We start from the raw sequence: 21,169 nt of genomic DNA, 5'->3' as shown, positions 1-21,169 counted from the left end.
TACTTTAATAAAAATCAACATTTACAGTAACTTTTATAGCTCTGTATTGTGAAACAGCCTCAAAACTATTCAATATCTTCTGAATAGTTTTTTTTGTGCTTACAATTGACACATTTTGAGGTATCTTTACAATTATACTTCTAATGTACTCATTGCGGATCCTACTAATTGCAGGTTCTTCCGGTCCCAAAACCGGCATGGTCAAATTTTGACTCAACACCTGATACAACCACATGGAACCTTGCTTTAATTTATCAAAATCGCGATGTTTCAAAGTCAATTTTATAATTCTGAAATAAGGTGGATACTTATAAATTTGTCTGTCATACAATTGTTCTTTGTACATCCCTTGATAATCTGAATTCGTGACTTGTTGTATAGTATTATGATTCGGATTATAAGTCTGGATAACTACTTTTCCTTTTTTTTCGGATCTTCCAGCACGTCCCGCAACTTGGGTCATCATTTGAAAACTTCTTTCGAAAGCTCTAAAATCGGGATGATACAACATGGTATCGGCATTCATGATACCAACCAAATTTACATTATCAAAATCCAATCCTTTGGCAAGCATTTGGGTCCCAACCAAAATATCAAATTCCCTATTTTTAAAACTATCGATAATTTTCTCAAAACCAAATTTTCCTCGCGTTGTGTCCTGATCCATCCTTCCTGTTTTTGCATTCGGAAAAATAGTCAATAACTCCTGTTCAATCTGTTCAGTTCCCAAACCTTTAGTTGTTAAATCAACACTATGGCAGGCGTGACAATGGGTAGGCTTTGCAATACTATAACCACAGTAATGACAACGCAGTTGATTCTTATGCTTATGATAGGTCAAACTCACATCGCACGACTGACAATGCGGAACATGACCACAAGTCATACATTCGATTACAGGCGAATAACCCCGTCTATTTTGAAACAAAATCACTTGTTCTCCCAATGACAAAGCCGTAGTGATTTCATCTATCAAAACATCACTAAAATGACCGTTCATTTTTTTTCGAAAGTACTTATCTTTCAAATCAACAAGCAACACTTCCGGCAAACTAACTTTACCAAAGCGTTCTGAAATTTCAACAAAACCAAATTTACCGGATTTTGCATTGTAATAAGTTTCAAGGCTAGGTGTAGCAGACCCCAAAAGCACATTGGCTTTGTGAGCATTGGCCAAAACTATTGCCGCATCACGCGCATGATATCTTGGCGCCGGATCCGATTGCTTAAAAGTCTGCTCATGTTCCTCATCAATAACTATAAATCCCAAATCATAAAACGGCAAAAACAAAGCTGATCGCGCACCAATTACAATTTGAGCTTTTTCAGCATTTGACAAAACCTGATTCCAAACCTCAACCCTTTCATTATTATTGTATTTAGAATGAAAAACAGCCACTTTATTACCAAAATGTGTTCGCAGCCTGGAAACCAATTGAGCGGTCAAAGCAATTTCGGGCAACAAATACAACACTTGTTTTCCCGTTGCCAAATATTCTTCTATGAGTTTTATGTAAATTTCAGTCTTTCCGCTTGAAGTAACGCCATGCAAAAGACAAACCGGTTTTTCTTCGAGAGCTTCTTTTATGGATTCAAAAGCATTTTGTTGGGCAACACTCAATTCCAACTCACCTTCCCTTTCTTTTCCAGAAAAATTGATTCTGTCTTCCTGCAAAAGGTATTCTTCAAGAATTTCTTTTTCTACCAACGCCTTAACAATTGCAGGCGAAGATTGAGAAGTTTCGGCAAGCTTTTTTACAGAAATAGGCTTTTTTTCGGAAGCATTTAATTGGAAGTAATTCAAAACCACTTCTTTTTGCTTATTGGCATTTTTAAGAACTTCGAGTAAATCCTTTAAACCTTCATCCGAATTATATTTTGAATGCAAACGAACGTATCGCACCAACTTAGGTTTATAACTTTCCTGAACTTCTTCTTCAAGAGTCAAAATATTTTTATCAATCATTTTTTGAATAACCGGAAAAATACTTTTTTTATTCAAAATCGAAATAATATCCTGAACCTTCAAAGAACTTTGTTTCTGTAAAGCTTCATAAACCAAATATTCATCATCCGAAAGCAAGCTTTCATCAACAAACAAATCATTTTTTTTAGTTATCACCGTTTCGCTTTCCAATAACAATGCACTTGGCATAGCACTGCGATACACGTCACCAATAGCGCACATATAATAATCGGCAATCCAAGTCCAATGATTGATTTGAAATTCGGTTACAAGTGGAAAATGATCCAAAATTTGATGAATCTCTTTGGCTTCATACAAAGTAGGTTCATTATTGTGAATTTCAATAACAAGTGCTGTGTAGATTTTACTTTTTCCAAACGGCACCGTAACCCTCATTCCTTTTTTCAAAAAAAGAAACTCAGCCTCCGAAATCCTGTACGTAAAAGTCTTGGCAAGTGAAAGCGGTAAAATTACTTCGATGAAAAACATCTATTATTGTTTTGAGATTTAAAGTTTAAAGTTGCCTAATAAACTTTAAACAAAGGAAATTAATTTTTAATTCGGTACCAATATTGTGTTCTTCCAATTAACGAAATACCAATAAAACCTCTTACTTTCAATTTATCATTCTCTTCTAATGTAATGAAGCACTTGTACAATTTCCCGTTATTCGGATCCAAAATTTGTCCATCATTATACTCCTTACCGTCTTTACGCAATCCTTTGATCACCATAATTCCTAGAATCGGCTTGTTTTTATCATCTCCGGAGCATTCATCACAGACTTTATTCTTTTTATTGGCATCAAAAATTTCGACTACCTTACCGTATATTTTTCCTGACTTTTCATAGATTTCCACCACCGATTTTGGTTTCCCCGTTTCATCATCAATTGTTTTCCATTTGCCAATCACACTTTGACTTTGGGCATTAAAAACAATTGAAAAGAACACCACCAAACTGAATACGACACTTTTTTTCATTTCTTTCAAATTATAATTTGCTATTTTTTATTCCCAATCTATGCAATACCAACTTTTAATTTTTTATCGGCAAGAATACAAAATTTCATTTAGTTAATGCTTCCTTGTTGCAGCTTAGCTTCCTCTTTTTCCTTTTTTAGTTTATGAATAGTAGCATTCAATTCAAATCCGAGCAATAAAATCATACAGTTAATCCAAATATAAAACATCATGATTAACAATGTCCCAATCGAACCATACAATTCGTTGTATTTTGAAAACCTTAGTACCCAAATTCCAAAGAAATAAGAAGATATAACAATTAATATCGTCGTAAAAACCGACCCAATACTAATAAACGGAGGCTTATGTGATTGTTTAGTCCCATACCGCAATAAAATAGAACAGGTAATTAATATCATCAAAACAATAAAAATATACCGCCCTAAAATAATTGCCGGAATTTGATCGCTCAAAACATCCTTAATCATTGTGCTTTGTATTACAACCTCAAAAACCACAATAATTGCTACGGTTAACAATAAAATAATCGAGAGCAACAGTGAAATTCCCAAAGCAACAATATATTGGTTCAACCAACCTCTTTTTTCCAAAACATGCTTCGAAGATTCGAATCCTCCAAGAATTGCATTGATCCCATTGGCCATCAAAAAAATGGAAAGGAAAAATCCGGAAGAGACTAATCCAGTATGGCTATTGTTAAGAATATCATTGATAATACTGGCTATTGCATCAAAAGTATTTGGCGGCACTCCTTCCTTTACAAATTGCAGAAAATCATCCTGAAATCCTTCAATAGGTATGTACGGAATTAAATTCAGGATAAATAACGCAAAAGGAAACAACGACATAAAAAAGCTAAACGCCACTGAACTCGCATGGTACGAAAAAGCACCATCAATGACTCCCTGAAAAAACAATTCCAACAAGTCGTATAAAGAGAAACCGCCCAGACCAGGAAATTTAATCCTCTTCAAGACATGCATCAAACTCCTTATGACCGGAATATTTTCGAGTTTAGCCTCAATTTTGAATGTCATATTTCTAAATTGCTTTTAGACTTAAATCCATGTTATAAACAGAATGTGTTAAAGCTCCTGATGAAATATAGTTGACTCCACACTCTGCGTAATTACGCATTGTCTCTTCGGTGATATTACCAGAAGATTCTGTTTGGCATTTATCACCAATCAAAGCCACTGCTGTACGAGTATCTTCATAATTAAAATTGTCAATCAAAATTCGATGCACACCTTCGCTTTTTAAAATTTCAGCAATTTCATCAAGGTCTCTGGCTTCGACAATTATTTTTAAATCTAAATTATTTTCCTTAAGATAAGTCTGTGTTTTAGCAATTGCCAAAGTAATACCGCCGGCAAAATCGATATGATTATCCTTTAACATTACCATATCATACAAAGCGAAACGATGGTTTTCGCCTCCCCCGATTTTCACAGCCCATTTCTCGGCCACACGGAATCCTGGGGTAGTTTTTCTCGTATCCAATACTTTTGTATTGGTTCCCTTCAACAATTGAACATATTTATTTGTCTTGGTAGCAATCGCGCTCATACGTTGCATGGTATTCAGCACTACTCTTTCCGATTTCAAAATGGATTGAGAACTCCCCAAAACATGAAAAACAACATCTCCTTTTTTAACAGGAGTACCATCCTCAATAAAAGTTTCAATTTGCATATTGGCATCAACATATTCAAATATCATTTTAGCTAGTGCTACACCAGCAATTATTCCATCTTCTTTTACCAATAATTTTGCTTTTCCTTGAGCACTTTCCGGAATACAGGCCAATGAACTATAATCACCTGACCCAACATCCTCTCTAATAGAATTTACGATTAAATTTTTTAATTCGTTTTGAAACTGCGCTTCACTAATCATTTTTTTATTCTTTTAATTGAACGCTAAAGTAGGATTTATTTTGTGCAATTAAAAGCAAGTCTCTTTTAAAAAATCAGAATTTCACATATTTTTATTAGCCTGCATTCTTTCAATTATCGAATTATCAAAAGAACAATAAATAAACCCGTTTTTAAAAGAAAACCTGTAAGCATTCGAGTTACTTACAGGTTTTTATTATTTCAGTTTTAAAACTAACTATTCGGTACCGTTTTGATCAATCATATAAATTAAGGCAGCCATAGTTCCTGCACCAAGTTCCAATTCTCTCTTGTTAACGGCATCAAATTTATCATTAGCTGCATGATGATAATCAAAATAACGTTGTGAATCCGGTTTCAAACCTGCTTTCACCATTTTTTCAGATTTCAATGGACCAATATCAGTGCCAGCATGTCCTTTTACAAAACTGTGAATCAAATAAGGCTCAAATAAATTTTTCCAGTTATTTATTTTATTAAAATCGGAATCGTCACATTCAAAAGAAAATCCTCTTGGCGCAAACCCTCCCGCATCACTTTCTAAAGCAAAAATGTGGTTTTCTTTATTTGTTACGGCCAACTCACCATATTTGGTTCCTCCTCTATTTCCATTTTCTTCATTCATAAACAGAACCACTCTAACCGTGTTCTTTGGTTTGTAATTCAAATTTTTAAAAATATTCATTACTTCCATACTTTGCACAACTCCCGCTCCATCATCTTGAGAACCATCAGCCAAATCCCAAGAATCCAAATGTCCACCAACAACCATTATCTTTTCAGGGTGTTCAGTTCCTTTTATTTCTCCAATTACATTATACGACAATACATCATCAAATTGCTGGCAACTTTGTTTAAAATAGAACTTCAAATTAGGGTTACTTTTCAGTTTCTTACTTAACAATTCGGCACCATTCGTACTGATAGCAGCAGTTGGAATGTATTTATCCTTCGGAAGATCACCATAACCTTGAGCGCCAGTATGTGGATAATCATCCAGTCTCAAATTCATTGAACGTACAATTGTACCAACGGCTCCCATTTTGGCAGCTTCTCTCGCACCCCCTCCACGTTGGTCAACAGCTCCCGAATAAGCATCAAAAGATTCGATAACTCCGTCGTACATTGGTCTGTTATAGAAAACTATTTTTCCTTTTATTTTGTCTGGTCCCAAAGCTTTCAATTCATCAAAATTATGAACCTCAACAACTTCTGCAGTTATTCCATTTTTAGGAGTTGCAATAGATCCTCCTAAAGCGCAAATCGGCACAATAGTTTTGTTTTTATTGTCCAAAATATAAGCCGTTTCTTTTTCGCCACGAACCCATTTTGGTACCATTACTTCTTGCAGATATACTTTATCAAAACCCAATTGTTCCATTTGAGCTTTGGTATATTGAACAGCTTTCTCCGCTCCAACTGAACCCGATAAACGTGATCCAATTTTGTTTGACAAATGATCTAGCCAAGAATAACATTGGGAATTTGTCAACGCCGAATTATAAATCTGCTTAAAAAATTGCTCATCTTTATTTTGGGCAAAAACAGCAACACTATTGGCAAAAAGCAGTGAAAGAAGAAGTCTTTTTTTCATTTGGGGCTAATTAATTTATTAAATCGATTTAACAGTTGTGCAATTTCGAAATTATAAAACAAAAAACCGATTTTAAAATCAAAAAAAAATCCTGAAAACTTAAAATTTTCAGGATTTAATAAAAGTACAATTGAAATCATTATTTAATTGGTTCAAAACTAATGGCTGTTCCTCCACCAGGTGCTAAAACCAAACTTAATTTTGATTTACTATTAACCTCAACGGTTCTAATTTTATAAGCCATTGGGTTGTTTTTCCAATCGGCATCTTTGGCATCTTCATAAATGGTTGCTTTGTATTTTTGTCCTTTGGAAAGAAAATCCAAAGCTATCTCTGTTTTTCTTGCATTTTCATCGGTGATTGCACCCAAGAACCACGATTCCTTTCCTTTTGTTTTTCTTGCTATGGTTAAATAATCCCCCGGTTCGGCTTCCAGAATTTTGGTATCGTCCCAATCCACAGCTACGTCTTTGATAAATTGAAAAGCATCCATTCGTTTCTCATAATTTTCGGGTAAATCGGCAGCCATTTGCAAAGGTGAATACATCGTAATATACAATGCCAATTGTTTCGCTAAAGTAGTATGAACCTGCTCCTTTTTATTTTTGTTATAATAACTCATTTTGATTTCAAAAATACCCGGTGTATAATCCATCGGCCCTCCAAGCAACCTAGTAAATGGTAAAATCGTTTCGTGGCTTGGCGGATTCCCTACACTCCAACCGTTGAATTCATTTCCGCGGGCGGCTTCGGCAGCAATGTAGTTTGGATATGTTCGGCTGTAACCCGTTGGGCGGGATGATTCATGCGAATTGAGCATTAGTTTATAATCAGCGGCTCGTCTTGCAACAAAATTAAAGTGATTCACCATTGTTTGTCCGTCGTGAAATTCGCCACGAGGAATAATTCTTCCCACATAACCAGATTTTACTGCCGGATAATCATACTTTTTCATCAAATCGAAGGCACGATCCAAATGACGTTCATAATTCGCAACAGACCCCGATGTTTCATGATGCATAATCATTTTCACGTTTTTCTCTTTGGCGTAAGCCGAAACTGCCGCAATATCAAAATCGGGATAAGGAGTCGTAAAATCGAATACTTCTTCTTTCCAGTTGCCATTCCAATCTTCCCAACCCACATTCCAGCCTTCTACCAAGACACCGTCAAAACCATTTTTGGAAGCAAAATCAATATACCTTTTAGCATTTTCAGTAGTTGCTCCATGTTTTCCGGTTGGAGCAAGACTTTCGGTCAATACATTTTGTGCCACTTGTGATCCTGCATAATCCCATGTTGATTTCCCAACATGCATTTCCCACCAAATCCCAACATATTTCATTGGTTTTATATAAGAAATATCATCCAATTTGCAGGGCTCGTTTAGATTCAGAATCATTTGTGAACCCACAATATCCCTTGCATCGTTGCTAATCATAATTGTTCTCCAAGGCGATACGCAAGGCGCTTGCAAATAGGCTTTGTCACCAATTGCGTTGGGAACTAAAATTGATGTTAATTTGAAATTCTTTGGATCAACATTAAGATGCATTACCGGATAATTGACAACCGCTGCTTCAAAAATATTTACATACAAACCGGTTGGCGACTTCATCATCAATGGCGATTGAACAGCATATTTTCCGGGAATTGACTTTACGCCAATTCCGTTATTCATATCCAATTTTGAATTGTCAATTTCAGAAATTTTGGTTTCGTTATACACATATTCGTTACTGTCAAAATCGCCAGGAATCCAAAAAGTTTTGTAATCTTCAGTCAAATTGAATTGCGTTTCTTCGTCAAAAATAATAAAGTAATTCAGATTTTGTTGTTTAGGAAAATCGTATCTGAAAGCAACACCTTCATCAAACACTCTGAATATGATATTCATTTTTACATTCGTCCCTTTTTGAACCAAAGCAATCGTAAGTTCATTGTAGTGATTTAAAATAGATGATTTTTGTCCCAAAACAGGTTTCCAAGATTCATTGAAAGTTGCCGCTTTTGATGACTGAATTTCAAAGTCAGTATCAAGAGCAGTTTTGTCTTTTAACTTTATCCCCAAAGTACTTTCCTTAACAATTGCTTTTCCATTGTAATCAACAGAATAGAAAGGCTTTACATTGTCAATTAATTTGAAATTGACAGTAATTTTATTGGAGGGGGATTTTACGGTTTGTGCACTAATTGAACTCATTGCAAAAACTAAAATAATAGAAAATAAATGCTTCATTTGGTTATTTATTAATATCTAAACTCAAAAATAATTATTAATCTAATTCTAATTTATTTAAAAGGAACTACAACCTTATAGTAATAATAAGTCTTTTTAAATTTAAAGAATTTACTTAATAAAATACAATTCTTATTCTGATTTAATAATCTTGGCTTTTGAACCAATTCCGCTTTCATTAAAAGCTTCAATGGTAAAATAATAAGTTGTGCCTTTGTCCAAGCCTCTAAAATCATATGAATCTCCTTCGTAAACCATAATATTGTTGTATAATTTATCGGGGGCAATTCCGTAGTAAATTGTATAGCCAACGGCACCTGGCACTTTATTCCAATGAATCATTGCATTTCGAGAATCCTTTGGATTTCTGTCCACTTTGAATCCAGCAACGGTTTTTGGTTTTTCGGATAATCCATTTCCAAAAACACGGAAATCAGAAACCGCAAACAATCCTGAAGCGTTATGAATATTGACCATTTTTACATAACGGGCTTCAATTGGTTTTGTCAATTCCACAAAATCGTGAGGAGCGTCTTTATCATTTTTAGATTTATCAACTACCAAGGTCCAATTTTGGCTATCATCCGACATCAATATTTGGTATTGATAATAAATATCCATCGCCTTATTGTGTTGCGTTGCTTTATGATCGGCGAAATTGATCTGCAATGCATTAATTCTCATTTTTCTGCCCAAATCAATTTGCAGCCATTCACCGGGATTAGCCGTTTTCGCCGACCAATACGACTGAATATCTTCATCAGTCAAATTCGGGGCGTTGTAACAGAATTTTTCGAACACTTTTTTTCCACCCGTGTCGACTCTATGGGTCTCGACTTCCATACAATCTTCCGAAGAAGACACCGTTGCGGCCTTTTTGTATGAAAGCAACATCCACCCCGAGAAAGCACCTTTGGTTTGATCGCGTTTTTCAGTTGGCAGTAGTATTGGATAATCACCATAAGCAGTTATCGAATACATAATATCATCTTTGTCAAATCCGGCGGGAAACATATCGATACGGCGTTCAAAACGATCTTTTACCGAAATCTTGCAGGTTCCTGTGTTCCAGTAATTCCCGAAGTTATCTTCAAAAGTATTTCCATGGCCGGCACCAATTACAAAACCACCGGGTTTATACGACATCGGATTGTGTTTTTGATACGTAAAAGGCCCTAAAGGATTGTTGCCTACGTGAACTCCGTTGGCATAGCCTTTAAATTCGGTTGCGGGAGCTCCATATTGCATATAATATTTTCCATTGTGTTTGGTCATCCAAGCTCCTTCAATAAAATTTCCCCAAGGCGCAGGCTCCATATCATTGTTAGGTCCGAAACGTTCCCAACCATGTTTAGCCGGATCCAAATTGACAACGGGTTTTATTTCGCCATAAGGGTGCTGAATATCCTCAACTTCGGTTGCGGCATACAATTTTTTATAATCATCCTGATTTCCTTTCGGCAGCCACGTTTTATAATCAACCTCAACACCACAAAGCGGTAATTTGCCACTAGAACCGTAATACATATACACTTTTTTATCATCATCCTGAAAAATAGCGGGATCCCAAGTGGGCAACATGGCAACATCAACATGGCGCGTCCAACGCCCAGATTTTGGATTGGCCGATTTCCAAATTGGGTGGTCTTTTTTCCAAGTTGAACCTACATAAAACAAAGTATCGCTTACAACCCAAGCTGCTGGTGCACATTGATCGTCATCGCCCGGAAGACGCTGAAAACTGCCGTAAACAAAATTCCAATCGGATAGGTCTTTACTCCAAAAGAAACCCGCCTGATTGGTGGCAAACAAATAATAATCCCCTTTGTAGGGAATAATCACAGGATCGGCACTGGAACGGCGGGAATCTGGAATTCCGTTATGGTTTGCTGTGGTGTAATTATAACCAATATTAATCGGGTTACAATACGTTGTTGCAGGCCGATTAGAGTCAAACCATTCTGTTTTTCCGTTATTGCTTTGTGCCACACTCATTTGGAAATTCAAAAGCAAAAGCAACATCCCTATTATCTTAAATCTTATCATTTTAAAATCATTTAATGATTATTCAATCTCATTTTTTCTTTAAAACCGCCTAGTACCTGAAATGGAACTTCTAACATTGTCTCCGATGGTTAAAACTTTCAAAAAAGCCTAATGCTTCCTTCTAGCCCCGATTGAGCCGATATCCTCGTAAAGATAAAGGCGAAAGCGGGAACCATGCCTACAAAAAAGCCTCATTATTCTGCTCCAAAAAAAAAAAAATCAAGCTCAGATCAATTACAAAAAAAAGCCCCCCGTCTAACCAAAAACGAAGGGCAAACTAACCAAACTAACCAACCTTATTTAACTAAATTAAAACTTACTTTGTTGGCCGCATCTGAGTTTCCACCAACGAAAACTTCAAACAATCCTGGTTCTGCGACAAATTTCAAATCAGAATTGTAAAATTTCAAATCTTCAACGCTGATTTCGAATGACACAGTTTGTTTTTCTCCTTTTTTAAGTGCTATTTTTTGGAAACCTTTTAATTCCCTAACCGGTCTGGTTACAGAGCCAACTACGTCTCTTATGTATAGCTGAACCGTTTCTTTTCCATCATAATTTCCGGTATTTGCAACATCAATACTAACAGTCACTTTTCCGCCGAAATTCATTTGATTGGATGAAATTTTCACATTAGAATATTCAAAATTCGTATAACTCAATCCGTAACCAAAGGGGAATAATGGTTCGTTTCTTTCATCGATATAATTTGATCTGAACTTTTCGAATTTGCCTTCTTTGTTCATCAAAGGTCTTCCTGTGTTTTTAGCGGCATAATGAATAGGCACCTGCCCTACGCTTCTTGGAAAAGTTGCGGTCAATTTTCCCGAAGGATTCATATCTCCAAACAACACATCGGCGATAGCATATCCTGCTTCACTTCCGGCAAACCAAACATTCAGGATGGCGGGAACGGCCTCATTTTCTTCTTTTATCACCAATGGACGGCCATCAAATAAAACTAAAACAACAGGTTTTCCCGTTTTTAATAATTCATTCAACAAGTCTTTCTGTGCTTGTGGAATCTCCAAATTGGTTCGGCTGCTGCTTTCTCCACTCATTTCGGCAGATTCACCAAGCGCTGCAACAATAACATCGGCTTGGCTGGCAACTTTTAAAGCCTCGGCAATTAATTCTTCTTTAGGACGATTATCTCTGTTCAAAGTTTTTCCAAACATTGTGGCATTGGTTTCGAATGTTTCGTCATAATCAAGGTTGCTTCCTTTGGCATAAAGTACTTTGGTCGATTTACCGGCAACTTCCTGAATACCTGCCAAAAGTGAAATACAGTTTTCTCCTTTTGTCGCGACACTCCAGGTTCCAGACATATTGTTTTTGGCATCCGCCAATGGCCCGATAAGCGCAATTGTTCCCGATTTTTTCAGAGGCAACACTTGATCTTTATTTTTTAACAAAACCAATGATTGTGCCGCAATTTTTCGAGCTTCATCTCTGCTTGCAGCAGTAAATATTTCGGTTTTAGCTCTTTTTTCATCGCAATATTTATACGGATCATGAAACAATCCCAAATCATATTTTGCATTCAAAATAAGCGTTACTGCATGATCGATTTGCTCAATAGTAACTTTCTTTTCATCCAATGATTTTTTCAAAGTACCAGTAAATCCTTCGCCTACCATATCCATGTCAATTCCGGCATTTAGAGCCAAAGCCGATACAGTTTGCAAATCACCCATTCCGTGATCAATCATTTCCGGAATTCCCGTAAAATCGGTAACAACAAACCCTTTGAATCCCCATTGTTTTCTCAAAACGTCGGTCATCAACCATTTGTTTCCTGTGGCAGGGATTCCGTCCACCTCATTAAAAGAAGCCATAACTGACCCCGCTCCTGCATCGATAGCAGCTTTATAAGGCGGGAAATATTCATTGTACATTCTGATATGGCTCATGTCAACCGTATTGTAATCACGACCTGCTTCGGGTGCACCATATAACGCAAAGTGTTTAACACATGCCAAAATGGAATTTTTCTTAGAAAGATCGTCCTGTTCATATCCTTTTACCATCGCTTTCGCAATTTGGCTTCCCAAATACGGATCCTCACCCGAACCTTCAGAGATCCTTCCCCAACGTGGATCACGGGAAATATCGACCATAGGGGAAAAAGTCCAACATATTCCATCGGCACTAGCTTCCTGAGCGGCAATTTGGGCACTTCTTTCAATCAATTTCATGTCCCAGGTACAGGAAAGTCCAAGCGGAATTGGAAAAGTTGTTTCATAACCGTGAATTACGTCCATACCAAAAAGCAAAGGAATTTTCAAACGGCTTTTTTCAACGGCAATTTGCTGTACGTCTCTAATTTTTTGAACCGATTTAATGTTAAATAAACCACCGACCTTCCCTTCTTGGATTTTCTTTGCAACATTAGAACTATTAGCTTGACCTGTAGTAATATCACCCGATGTCGGTAAATTCAACTGACCCAATTTTTCTTCCAAAGTCATTTTGGACAATAACTCGGCAACAAACTCGGTTTTTGGTTTAATCGTAACGGCTTTTTTATTATCTTTCTTTTGGCTGTATCCTAAAAAAATGGAGCCTAAGAATAGAACAATTAATGTCTTTTTCATTTTTTATCTTTTTTTATTTGTTTCAACATCCATGCATAAATTTGTGGATTGTCATAAACCTGAGTCCAGCAATCATGACCTGCATCATTAAAAAGAGTCAACTCAACGTCTTTATTACATTTTTTCAATTCTTTATATATTACCAAATCATTAGCTACAGGAACGACATCATCCATCAAGCCATGAAAAATCCTTACAGGAACAGCATCTATTTTACATATCTCTTCCAGCTGATTGAGGTCTACAAAACCGGAAACAGGAACTATAGCGGCAAACATTTCAGGGTGTTTTAAAGCCAGACTCCATGTTCCCCATCCTCCTGAACTTAACCCAGTAATATATATTCGGTTTTCATCAATATTGTTTTCTTTCTGAATTTTTAAAATCAATTGATATAAAAAATCCGAATTCCATTGCTGTCCTTCCGGACATTGAGGCGCAAGAACATAAGCATCTATATCATGGTTTTTTAAATATTTGAAAGGTCCATGAATTTTCACTTTTTCCACATCAGAACCATTTTCACCAGAACCGTGCAGAAAAATTATCAAAGGTTTTTTTTCCTTACTATCTAAAGGAAAATGCAAAGCGTAACCCAATTCCTGTTTTTGTACTACCTCAATATTTGTTTTGGCTATGATATCTTTTTGTGCAAAAGACATCAATGAAAGCAAAAAAAAAGGTACAATCAGATTGTATTTCATCTACCAAACAGTTTTAAAATCCATATTTTCCAGAATGAAAACCAAGATTCAGCAAACCTTGTTTTACCTCAGGCGCGTTCATGAACAATTTCCATAGCAAACCGGTACGGTAATTTTCTATCATTGGAGCAATCGTTCCTTGGTCTATTGCCAAATAGCGTGGAGTAACCCAATTATAATGTGGCGAAATAGCGTCATAAGGCCCTGCAATTCCTATGTAAGTACTTCGCTTTTCATCATACAAATAATGCAAAAACTTCATACTTTCTTTTGGAGTATATGGAAAAGAAGACAATGCAGCCGTTGGAGTAATAACCCCAAAATCGTTGTCTGTATCATGGGCTGCATAACCGGTTGTTCCATCAGTGTTTCGGGTATAACTTGCTGTAAGACCCCAACATTTTTCAGAATAGCCAGCCCATTTCTTCGGATTGTCAACACAATAAGCATATACAATTTTGGCCTGATTTTGTGTTAATTCCCAATAATTAGCATATTTATCGGTAAGTTGTGAAGGATCTAATCCCAAATAAGAATATTGTGCCCAAAACAACGGGCCAACATTTCCGCTAACGGTATTGTATTTAAATATCAAAGGGATTCCATACTGAGTTTTTGTTGTACCGATAGTTCCGCTTCGTGTCCAACCTTCATGATAAGCAGCAGCAGGAATAGGATGCGTTGGAGAAGCAGCTCCCATGATATAAGCTATCAAACATTCATTATACCCTTCCAATTTGAATTTCATCTCCCATTGATAGGTTGGTGACCAATGCCAATACATAGCATTTTCGCCATTGGTGTACCAACTCCATTCCACACCTTTCCATAAATTATCTGCTTTGGCAGACAATGCTTTTTCCTGAGTGTTTCCGTTTTTAAAATATTCCCGAACGGCAATCAAACCTTGGCATAAAAAAGCCGTTTCGACTATATCACCTCCGTCATCTTTATTGCCAAAAGAAATGGCTTTCCCTGTAGTCCCATCCATCCAATGCGCCCATGCTCCATGAAAACGATCGGCTTTTTCCAGAAAATCCATTGCAGTTGTCATTCGGGTAACAGCTTCGGCTCTTGGAATAAAACCTCTTTCTATTCCAACAATCAAAGACATTAACCCAAATCCAGAACCTCCCGTAGTAACTTTGTTGACCTCGAAACCAGGATCTTCTGTATGATAGCGTTCCCTTCCCAATTTTGAATTGGGTTCGGCATAATCCCAAAAATATTTTATAGCATCTTTTTGAACCTGATCCATGGCTTGTTCATCTGTCAAAGCTGTGACAGGCGCTGTTGGAGTTGTTGGCAAAGGTGTACCTCCAGATTTCCCATCCGATGAATTTGAAGAAGTACATGAATTGAAAAAACTCAAAAAAAATAGTAAGAATAGATGATTTTTCATTTTTATAAATTTAATGGCTAAAAAAATACACACCTGATTCTAGTTGTATTGACCAGGTGTGTATAATCAATTCTTATCTGTTGTCTTTTTCTAATTTGTATAAAAAGCGAACATCGCTTGAAGAAAGTGCTATATTGTAAATTCTAAACTCATCTAATAAACCGGCAAAACTAGTTGCCCAATCTTGTTGACCTCCATTATTTTGAGGTGGTGTAGTTTCAAATTGATGAGTTCCAAATACAATTTTTCCATTAGTACCTACCATTTTAAAATCTCCATATTTTGGCGCACCGTTTATATTGTCAATACTTCCAGGATTATCAGCATATAAAGTAGCCGTACCATTTACACCTGCAGCAGGGGCGTAAGGAAACGATCCTAAATTAGTTGCTAATTCACCATTTATATAAGCAGAGATCATACTTTTGGCTGCATCATAAGAAAAAACTACGTGAACCCATTTGTTCAGATTATTGTCAATGTTAACAATAGCCCCTTGACTTCTCCAAGCCACACCATCTCTACCGTTTTCTAAATCAAATTTTAATCGAATACGATCAGGGTGAGCACTATCTGGATTTTCCAAAAACGCATTTAATCCTCCCCAAAACTCTGTAGGCCGAACCACTGTAAAAATACCTTGAGCTCCTTTTCCTTGACCTGGAGTTGCAGGATCAACTGTATTGGCTGTATTCATCCAGAAAGAAAAGGTAAAACTATTTAAGCCTGTAATAGCAGAACTAGCATTTCCTACAAAATAACGCTCTTGTGAACTAGAACCATTATAAGCATTCCCTTTTGCTCCAACTGCATAACCAATATTAGTTCCCAAAGAATTAGTGATACTACCTTTACTATCAGTCAAATTGTTTTCAAAACTAAATTTAGAAACCAAATTTGCTGTGGCAATCTCATCTGAATTCTCATACCCACCAATCGGTTCATAAGGAATTGGATCATTTACTTTATCGATACTATCTTCACAGCCAACAAACAATGTTGAAGCTAAAACAAAAGAAAGCAAGAAAACATATTTATATTTTTTCATCTTTACAATTTTTAAGAATTAATAACCCGGATTTTGTTGAGACAATCCACCAGCCTGTTTAATGAATGTCGCTGGAATTGGAAACAATTCGTTTTTACCTACGGTAAATACTTTTCCATCAACTGCAAAAGCTGTTTTAGCTTGACCTGTACGAACTAAGTCAAAGAATCTGTCGTGTTCAAAAGCCATCTCCACTCTTCTTTCTCTCCATATCGCATTTCTAATATCTACTTGAGAACTAAAAGTTGTATTTGCTAATCCAGCTCTATTTCTGATCTGATTTAACAAAGGAATAGCGTTCGAAGTTTGACCCAATTCATTTAAAGCTTCAGCCTTCATTAACAAAACTTCAGCGTATCTTAGGTACTTAATATCAACATCTGTTTCCCAAGCATCAGTGTAAGCCGAAGAATAAGCTTTGTAGTTGTATCTTTCGTTTTCCACTGTATTTGGAACAACCCTTCCATCATATAAAGTAGATCCTCTAAAAATGATTGTTGCTGCTTTTCTAACATCGCCAGGTTCGTAAGCATTTACCAAACTTTGTGATGGAGAGTTAAAACCCCAGCCCCAACCTCCGGTACCACGAGCGCCTTGGGTGTTAGAATATCCCTCAATTCCTTTGGCAGGAGCTGCTCCCTGAGCGTAAATTTCAAAAATAGATTCAGAATCAAATTTTCCTGCCGCTCTAAACATTGAAGCATAATCACTTACAATTGAGTATCCTGTAATCTTATTACAATTATCAATTACTTTTTGCCAGTTTTTCTGATACAAACTTACTTTTGCCAATAAAGCATAAGCAGCACCTTTTGAAGCTCTCGATCTTTCATTTACTGAATAAGCTGTTTTTTCAGGTAATGCGGCAATTGCATCATTCAAATCAGCTTCAATAAAAGTGTAAACTTCTGCAGAAGTCTTACGTGTTAACTGCATAATTCTATCTGAATCATTTCCAGGAACCGGTAAATGATCTACAATAGGTACCCCGCCATAGCATTTTACTAAAGTAAAATACATGAATGCTCTTAAAAATTTAGCTTCGCCAATTAATCTAGCTCTTAAATTTGGATCAGCCTTATCTAATTTTGGAATGATATTTAAGGCTTGATTACATCTGTTAATTCCATCATAATTTGCAATAAAAGTACTTTCTGCAGATGGGTTTGAAGCATTATAAGTCAATGCATCCAATACATCCTTATCAGTACCCGTATCTCCGGGTGAAGAACCTTTATCGGCATCATCAGAGGTAATACTTGAAAGACCTATCCATCCGAATGAAGTCATATCCCAATTCAAGAATTTATTATAAATGGCCGTTACAAACTGAGCTGCACCAGCATCATTATTATATAATTCTGTATCTTTTGTAGAAATAGATTCTGTTTGGTCTACATCTAAATAATCGTCTGCACATCCCGCAAAAAAGAACGTTGAAAATACAAACGTTGCTATATATATCTTTTTCATTGTATTAAAATTTTAAATTAGCACCAATTACAAATGATCTTAAAGTTGGATAAGCATCAAGTTCGACACCTTGGGTTCCATAAGGATTTCCATCTCCGTTTAATTCAGGTGAGAAACCAGAGAATTTTTGTGTAATAAATGGGTTAATAGCGTTTACATAAATTCTGCAAGAGCTAATCAAATTATTACTTTGAATTGGCAGTTTATATCCTAATGTAATATTGTTGATTCTAAAGAAATCGCCAGACTCTAAATAATAAGTAGAAGCTACTGGCACTTGATTGAATGGTGCAGGGTTTGAAGCTGTCAAGTTGTTTGTTGTCCAAAAATCTGTAGCAAGAGATTCTTCAATATTTTCTCCAGAAAAACGCTGTGCTTTTTTACCATTATAAACTTTAGCCCCGCTAGTCCCATATCCATCAACTGAAAAATCAAAGTTTTTGTAATTAAACCCTAATGATAATCCGTAATTTGATTTTGGTAAACTAGAGCCAACATATTTTTTATCTGTATTTGCGTTTAATGCATCTTGAGTAACTTTTTCTCCAGCTGCATTATAATACATCATTTTTCCATTTGTAGCATCAAAACCAGCATATTGATAGATATAAAAACTTCCTAATGGCTGACCAACTGTAGTATTATCTAACAATTTTGTATCTTGTCCGTTTCCTAATCCTCCTCCAATAACTGGAGACAGGATAACATCTTTTAAACCAGTAATTTCATTTTTGTTGTTCGAAAAATTACCTCCAACCCAATAACTAAAATCATCAGTAATTTTGTCATCCCAACGCAAAGAAACCTCAAATCCTTTGTTTGAAACTTCTCCAACATGTGCTGGTGAAGCCGATGTGATTCCAGAAGTTAAATATGGCTTAGTATTTAAAATTACGTTTGAAGTATTTTTATCATATACATCAAAAGCTCCTTTTAATCTGTTGTCTAATAATTCAAAATCTAAACCAACAGAAGATTCTTCGGTTATTTCCCAAGATAAACTAGGATCAATTTGAGAACTAATAGTTGTTCCCAGATTTAAAATTGAACCTCCTAAATAAGCATTTGGACCAGATGTATACGACTGATTGTTAAGAGGTACGTTTTGGTTACCTAATCTACCCCAACCGCCTCTTAATTTCAACAAGTTAATCACTTTAACATCTTCCATAAACTTTTCTTTGGTTATAACCCAACCTAAACCAAAGGCGGGAAAATTACCCCAACGGTAATCTTTTCCAAAATTTGAAGACCCGTCACGTCTAATAGTTCCGGTAAACAAGTATTTATCCATTAATTTATATTGGAAACGGCCAAAATAAGATGCCAATTTAGTTTCATTAAAAACCTCATCCTGGTAACTTGTTATATTTGTTTCATAATCATTATCTCCTTTCAAAGACCAATAATTAGAATTTGAATTAACATTTTTTCTAGCTATTGTCAGTTTTTCTCTCGGGCCTTTAACTGAAGTCTCGATACCTGCTGTCAACTCTACATCATGAATTTCACCAAACACTTCATTATAAGTCAGATAATTAGACATATTCCAATTAAAGTATTGTTCTCTGCCTTTAGTCAATAAATTTATATTCGCATTTGGAAATTCATTTTCATAATCACTTGAAACTTTGTTGGGGTTTGCAGCCAACCAAATGTTTTTTGTGTCATCATAATTGTATTGTTTCCAAGTATAAAATTCACCATTAAATTGTGAAGTAAATTTCAATGATTTTATAATCTCATAATCTAACTTCAATCCACCTTGCAAGGTTACACTTCTTTGTTGCTCATCGAAAAAATTCAACTGAGCCACCGGATTTCCAACATTATTAAATGAAGAACCAGTTTCACTTGCAAAACCATCATTGCCTACACGAGACACACCATATTTACCATCAGGAAAATAAACTGGCACAATTGGCGATTGCTTATATGCATTTGTAAAAGCACTCAATGGTTTTGGTACAGATTTTCCAGAAGTAAAACTGAAATTTTGATTTAAAGTCAATTTTTTAGAAATTTTATATTCATTATTATTTCTAAAAGTTGTACGACCATAATCTAAACCATTCAAAACTGCTTTTTCTTCGTAATTTCCTAAACTGAAAAAGTATTTTATGCTTTCTGATGCTCCAGAAATAGAAATATTATTTTGAGTATAAGTTCCTGTTCTGGTAATTTCATCAAACCAATCTGTATTTACAGGCTGATCTTGAGAAAAAGTAGTCGATTGTAATGCAACATTAGAATAGTGGGAATATTTATTGCTCCCAGCCATTTTAACCTTTTTCAAAGGCTCCCTCATACCTGCAAAGCTTTCAATTTCTACAGATATTTTCTCTCCTTTACCTTTTTTAGTTGTAATGATGATTACTCCATTAGCAGCTCTTGTACCGTAAATAGCGAGTGCCGATGCATCTTTTAAAATTTCATAAGAAGTAATGTCGTTTGAGTTTATGTTATTGATGTTTTCTGTTTGCATTCCATCTACAACATATAAAGGAGTTCGCCCTCCCAAAGCAGTACCCAAACCTCTAATAATTACTGAAGGCGTACTACCCGGTAAATCAGATGATATCACCTGTACCCCAGACGCTTTACCTTGAATCGCTTGAGAAGCATTCAATACTTTGGTTTTGGTAATCTCTTCGGCTTTTATAGAAGAAATAGCAGTAGTATTATCTATTTTCTTTCTTGTACCGTATCCAATGACAACCACTTCTTTAAGCGCTGTGTCTTTTGATTCTTTCAGCGTAATGGTCATAGGTGTTAAAGTCGCCGGAACTGATACCGATTCAAAACCGACTAAGCTAATTTTTAATATTGTACCCTCTTTGGCTGCAATACTAAAATTTCCATCAAAATCAGTATCTGCTGAAACATTTCCTGCAACAATAAATGCGCCAGGAACTCCTATTCCAGTCTGATCTACTACTTTTCCTTTGATTACTTGACCAGACATATAGGCTGGAAGGAGAATGAGTGCTAAAAAGCTAAAAATAAAATTTCTCATAGGTTTGTTAAACGTTTAAGTTAGTTGAGCTAAATTAACCAATTACAACGTTGTAGTAGCCGAAGAGACACTACTACATAAATACATCAAACCCTGATAATCAAATAACAAATCCTTATTTTACAGCCATTTATAAAAACATTCAAAAACTACACCGAAGAACGATGATGTAGTGATGATGTATTATAATTCAATAAAAA

General features: G+C 35.8%; 13 protein-coding genes. All 13 read right to left on the bottom strand.

All coding sequences use genetic code 11. The annotated features are described in order from the left end of the window. Positions 1-4: 4 nt before the first annotated feature. Positions 5-2,455 carry a replication restart helicase PriA gene (gene priA / locus OZP12_RS09405; protein ID WP_281228834.1) on the bottom strand — a complete coding sequence of 817 codons (2,451 nt, stop codon included), beginning with the start codon at positions 2,453-2,455 and terminating at the stop codon, positions 5-7. Between the two features lie 59 nt (positions 2,456-2,514). Then, entirely contained in the window at positions 2,515-2,949 is a 435-nt protein-coding gene (locus OZP12_RS09400) for a DUF2147 domain-containing protein (RefSeq protein WP_281228833.1), read from the bottom strand. Positions 2,950-3,038: 89 nt separating this feature from the next. Next, positions 3,039-3,989: a YihY/virulence factor BrkB family protein gene (locus tag OZP12_RS09395; protein ID WP_281228832.1), complete on the bottom strand. Its 951-nt coding sequence runs from the start codon at positions 3,987-3,989 to the stop codon at positions 3,039-3,041. Positions 3,990-3,993: 4 nt separating this feature from the next. After that, entirely contained in the window at positions 3,994-4,851 is an 858-nt protein-coding gene (gene nadC, locus OZP12_RS09390; RefSeq protein WP_281228831.1) for a carboxylating nicotinate-nucleotide diphosphorylase, read from the bottom strand. Between the two features lie 216 nt (positions 4,852-5,067). Beyond that, positions 5,068-6,444 (bottom strand): M28 family peptidase, encoded by a 1,377-nt coding sequence (locus tag OZP12_RS09385; RefSeq protein ID WP_281228830.1) that lies wholly within the window; start codon positions 6,442-6,444, stop codon positions 5,068-5,070. Between the two features lie 139 nt (positions 6,445-6,583). Further along, positions 6,584-8,683, bottom strand: coding sequence for a glycoside hydrolase family 97 protein (locus tag OZP12_RS09380; protein ID WP_281228829.1), 2,100 nt, complete (start codon positions 8,681-8,683; stop codon positions 6,584-6,586). Between the two features lie 132 nt (positions 8,684-8,815). Then, entirely contained in the window at positions 8,816-10,705 is a 1,890-nt protein-coding gene (locus tag OZP12_RS09375) for a discoidin domain-containing protein (RefSeq protein WP_432419527.1), read from the bottom strand. 320 nt (positions 10,706-11,025) lie between these two features. Beyond that, positions 11,026-13,326, bottom strand: coding sequence for a beta-glucosidase BglX (bglX, locus tag OZP12_RS09370; RefSeq protein WP_281228827.1), 2,301 nt, complete (start codon positions 13,324-13,326; stop codon positions 11,026-11,028). Next, complete coding sequence (locus OZP12_RS09365; RefSeq protein WP_281228826.1) at positions 13,323-14,030, bottom strand: carboxylesterase family protein; 708 nt, start codon at positions 14,028-14,030, stop codon at positions 13,323-13,325. Before OZP12_RS09365 ends, bglX begins: the two co-directional genes overlap by 4 nt. Positions 14,031-14,043: 13 nt before the next feature. Beyond that, positions 14,044-15,432, bottom strand: coding sequence for a glucoamylase family protein (locus OZP12_RS09360; protein ID WP_281228825.1), 1,389 nt, complete (start codon positions 15,430-15,432; stop codon positions 14,044-14,046). A 73-nt stretch (positions 15,433-15,505) separates the two neighbouring features. Next, positions 15,506-16,480 (bottom strand): LamG-like jellyroll fold domain-containing protein, encoded by a 975-nt coding sequence (locus OZP12_RS09355; RefSeq protein ID WP_281228824.1) that lies wholly within the window; start codon positions 16,478-16,480, stop codon positions 15,506-15,508. Positions 16,481-16,498: 18 nt separating this feature from the next. Beyond that, entirely contained in the window at positions 16,499-17,953 is a 1,455-nt protein-coding gene (locus tag OZP12_RS09350) for a RagB/SusD family nutrient uptake outer membrane protein (protein WP_281228823.1), read from the bottom strand. Between the two features lie 4 nt (positions 17,954-17,957). After that, positions 17,958-20,969 (bottom strand): SusC/RagA family TonB-linked outer membrane protein, encoded by a 3,012-nt coding sequence (locus OZP12_RS09345; protein WP_281228822.1) that lies wholly within the window; start codon positions 20,967-20,969, stop codon positions 17,958-17,960. Between the last annotated feature and the right edge of the window lie 200 nt (positions 20,970-21,169).

It is taken from the genome of Flavobacterium aquiphilum (genome assembly GCF_027111335.1).
In the GTDB taxonomy this organism is placed as follows: Bacteria; Bacteroidota; Bacteroidia; order Flavobacteriales; family Flavobacteriaceae; genus Flavobacterium; species Flavobacterium aquiphilum.
This window is presented reverse-complemented; position numbering and strand designations above follow the sequence as displayed.

What these genes read in the sequence shown, in the direction of transcription:
- nadC (WP_281228831.1), bottom strand. Translation starts at nt 4,851, where the DNA reads ATGATTAGTGAAGCGCAGTTTCAAAACGAATTAAAAAATTTAATCGTA.
- OZP12_RS09385 (WP_281228830.1), bottom strand. Translation starts at nt 6,444, where the DNA reads ATGAAAAAAAGACTTCTTCTTTCACTGCTTTTTGCCAATAGTGTTGCT.
- OZP12_RS09400 (WP_281228833.1), bottom strand. Translation starts at nt 2,949, where the DNA reads ATGAAAAAAAGTGTCGTATTCAGTTTGGTGGTGTTCTTTTCAATTGTT.
- bglX (WP_281228827.1), bottom strand. Translation starts at nt 13,326, where the DNA reads ATGAAAAAGACATTAATTGTTCTATTCTTAGGCTCCATTTTTTTAGGA.
- OZP12_RS09395 (WP_281228832.1), bottom strand. Translation starts at nt 3,989, where the DNA reads ATGACATTCAAAATTGAGGCTAAACTCGAAAATATTCCGGTCATAAGG.
- OZP12_RS09345 (WP_281228822.1), bottom strand. Translation starts at nt 20,969, where the DNA reads ATGAGAAATTTTATTTTTAGCTTTTTAGCACTCATTCTCCTTCCAGCC.
- OZP12_RS09380 (WP_281228829.1), bottom strand. Translation starts at nt 8,683, where the DNA reads ATGAAGCATTTATTTTCTATTATTTTAGTTTTTGCAATGAGTTCAATT.
- OZP12_RS09350 (WP_281228823.1), bottom strand. Translation starts at nt 17,953, where the DNA reads ATGAAAAAGATATATATAGCAACGTTTGTATTTTCAACGTTCTTTTTT.
- OZP12_RS09355 (WP_281228824.1), bottom strand. Translation starts at nt 16,480, where the DNA reads ATGAAAAAATATAAATATGTTTTCTTGCTTTCTTTTGTTTTAGCTTCA.
- OZP12_RS09360 (WP_281228825.1), bottom strand. Translation starts at nt 15,432, where the DNA reads ATGAAAAATCATCTATTCTTACTATTTTTTTTGAGTTTTTTCAATTCA.
- OZP12_RS09365 (WP_281228826.1), bottom strand. Translation starts at nt 14,030, where the DNA reads ATGAAATACAATCTGATTGTACCTTTTTTTTTGCTTTCATTGATGTCT.
- OZP12_RS09375 (WP_432419527.1), bottom strand. Translation starts at nt 10,705, where the DNA reads ATGTTGCTTTTGCTTTTGAATTTCCAAATGAGTGTGGCACAAAGCAAT.
- priA (WP_281228834.1), bottom strand. Translation starts at nt 2,455, where the DNA reads ATGTTTTTCATCGAAGTAATTTTACCGCTTTCACTTGCCAAGACTTTT.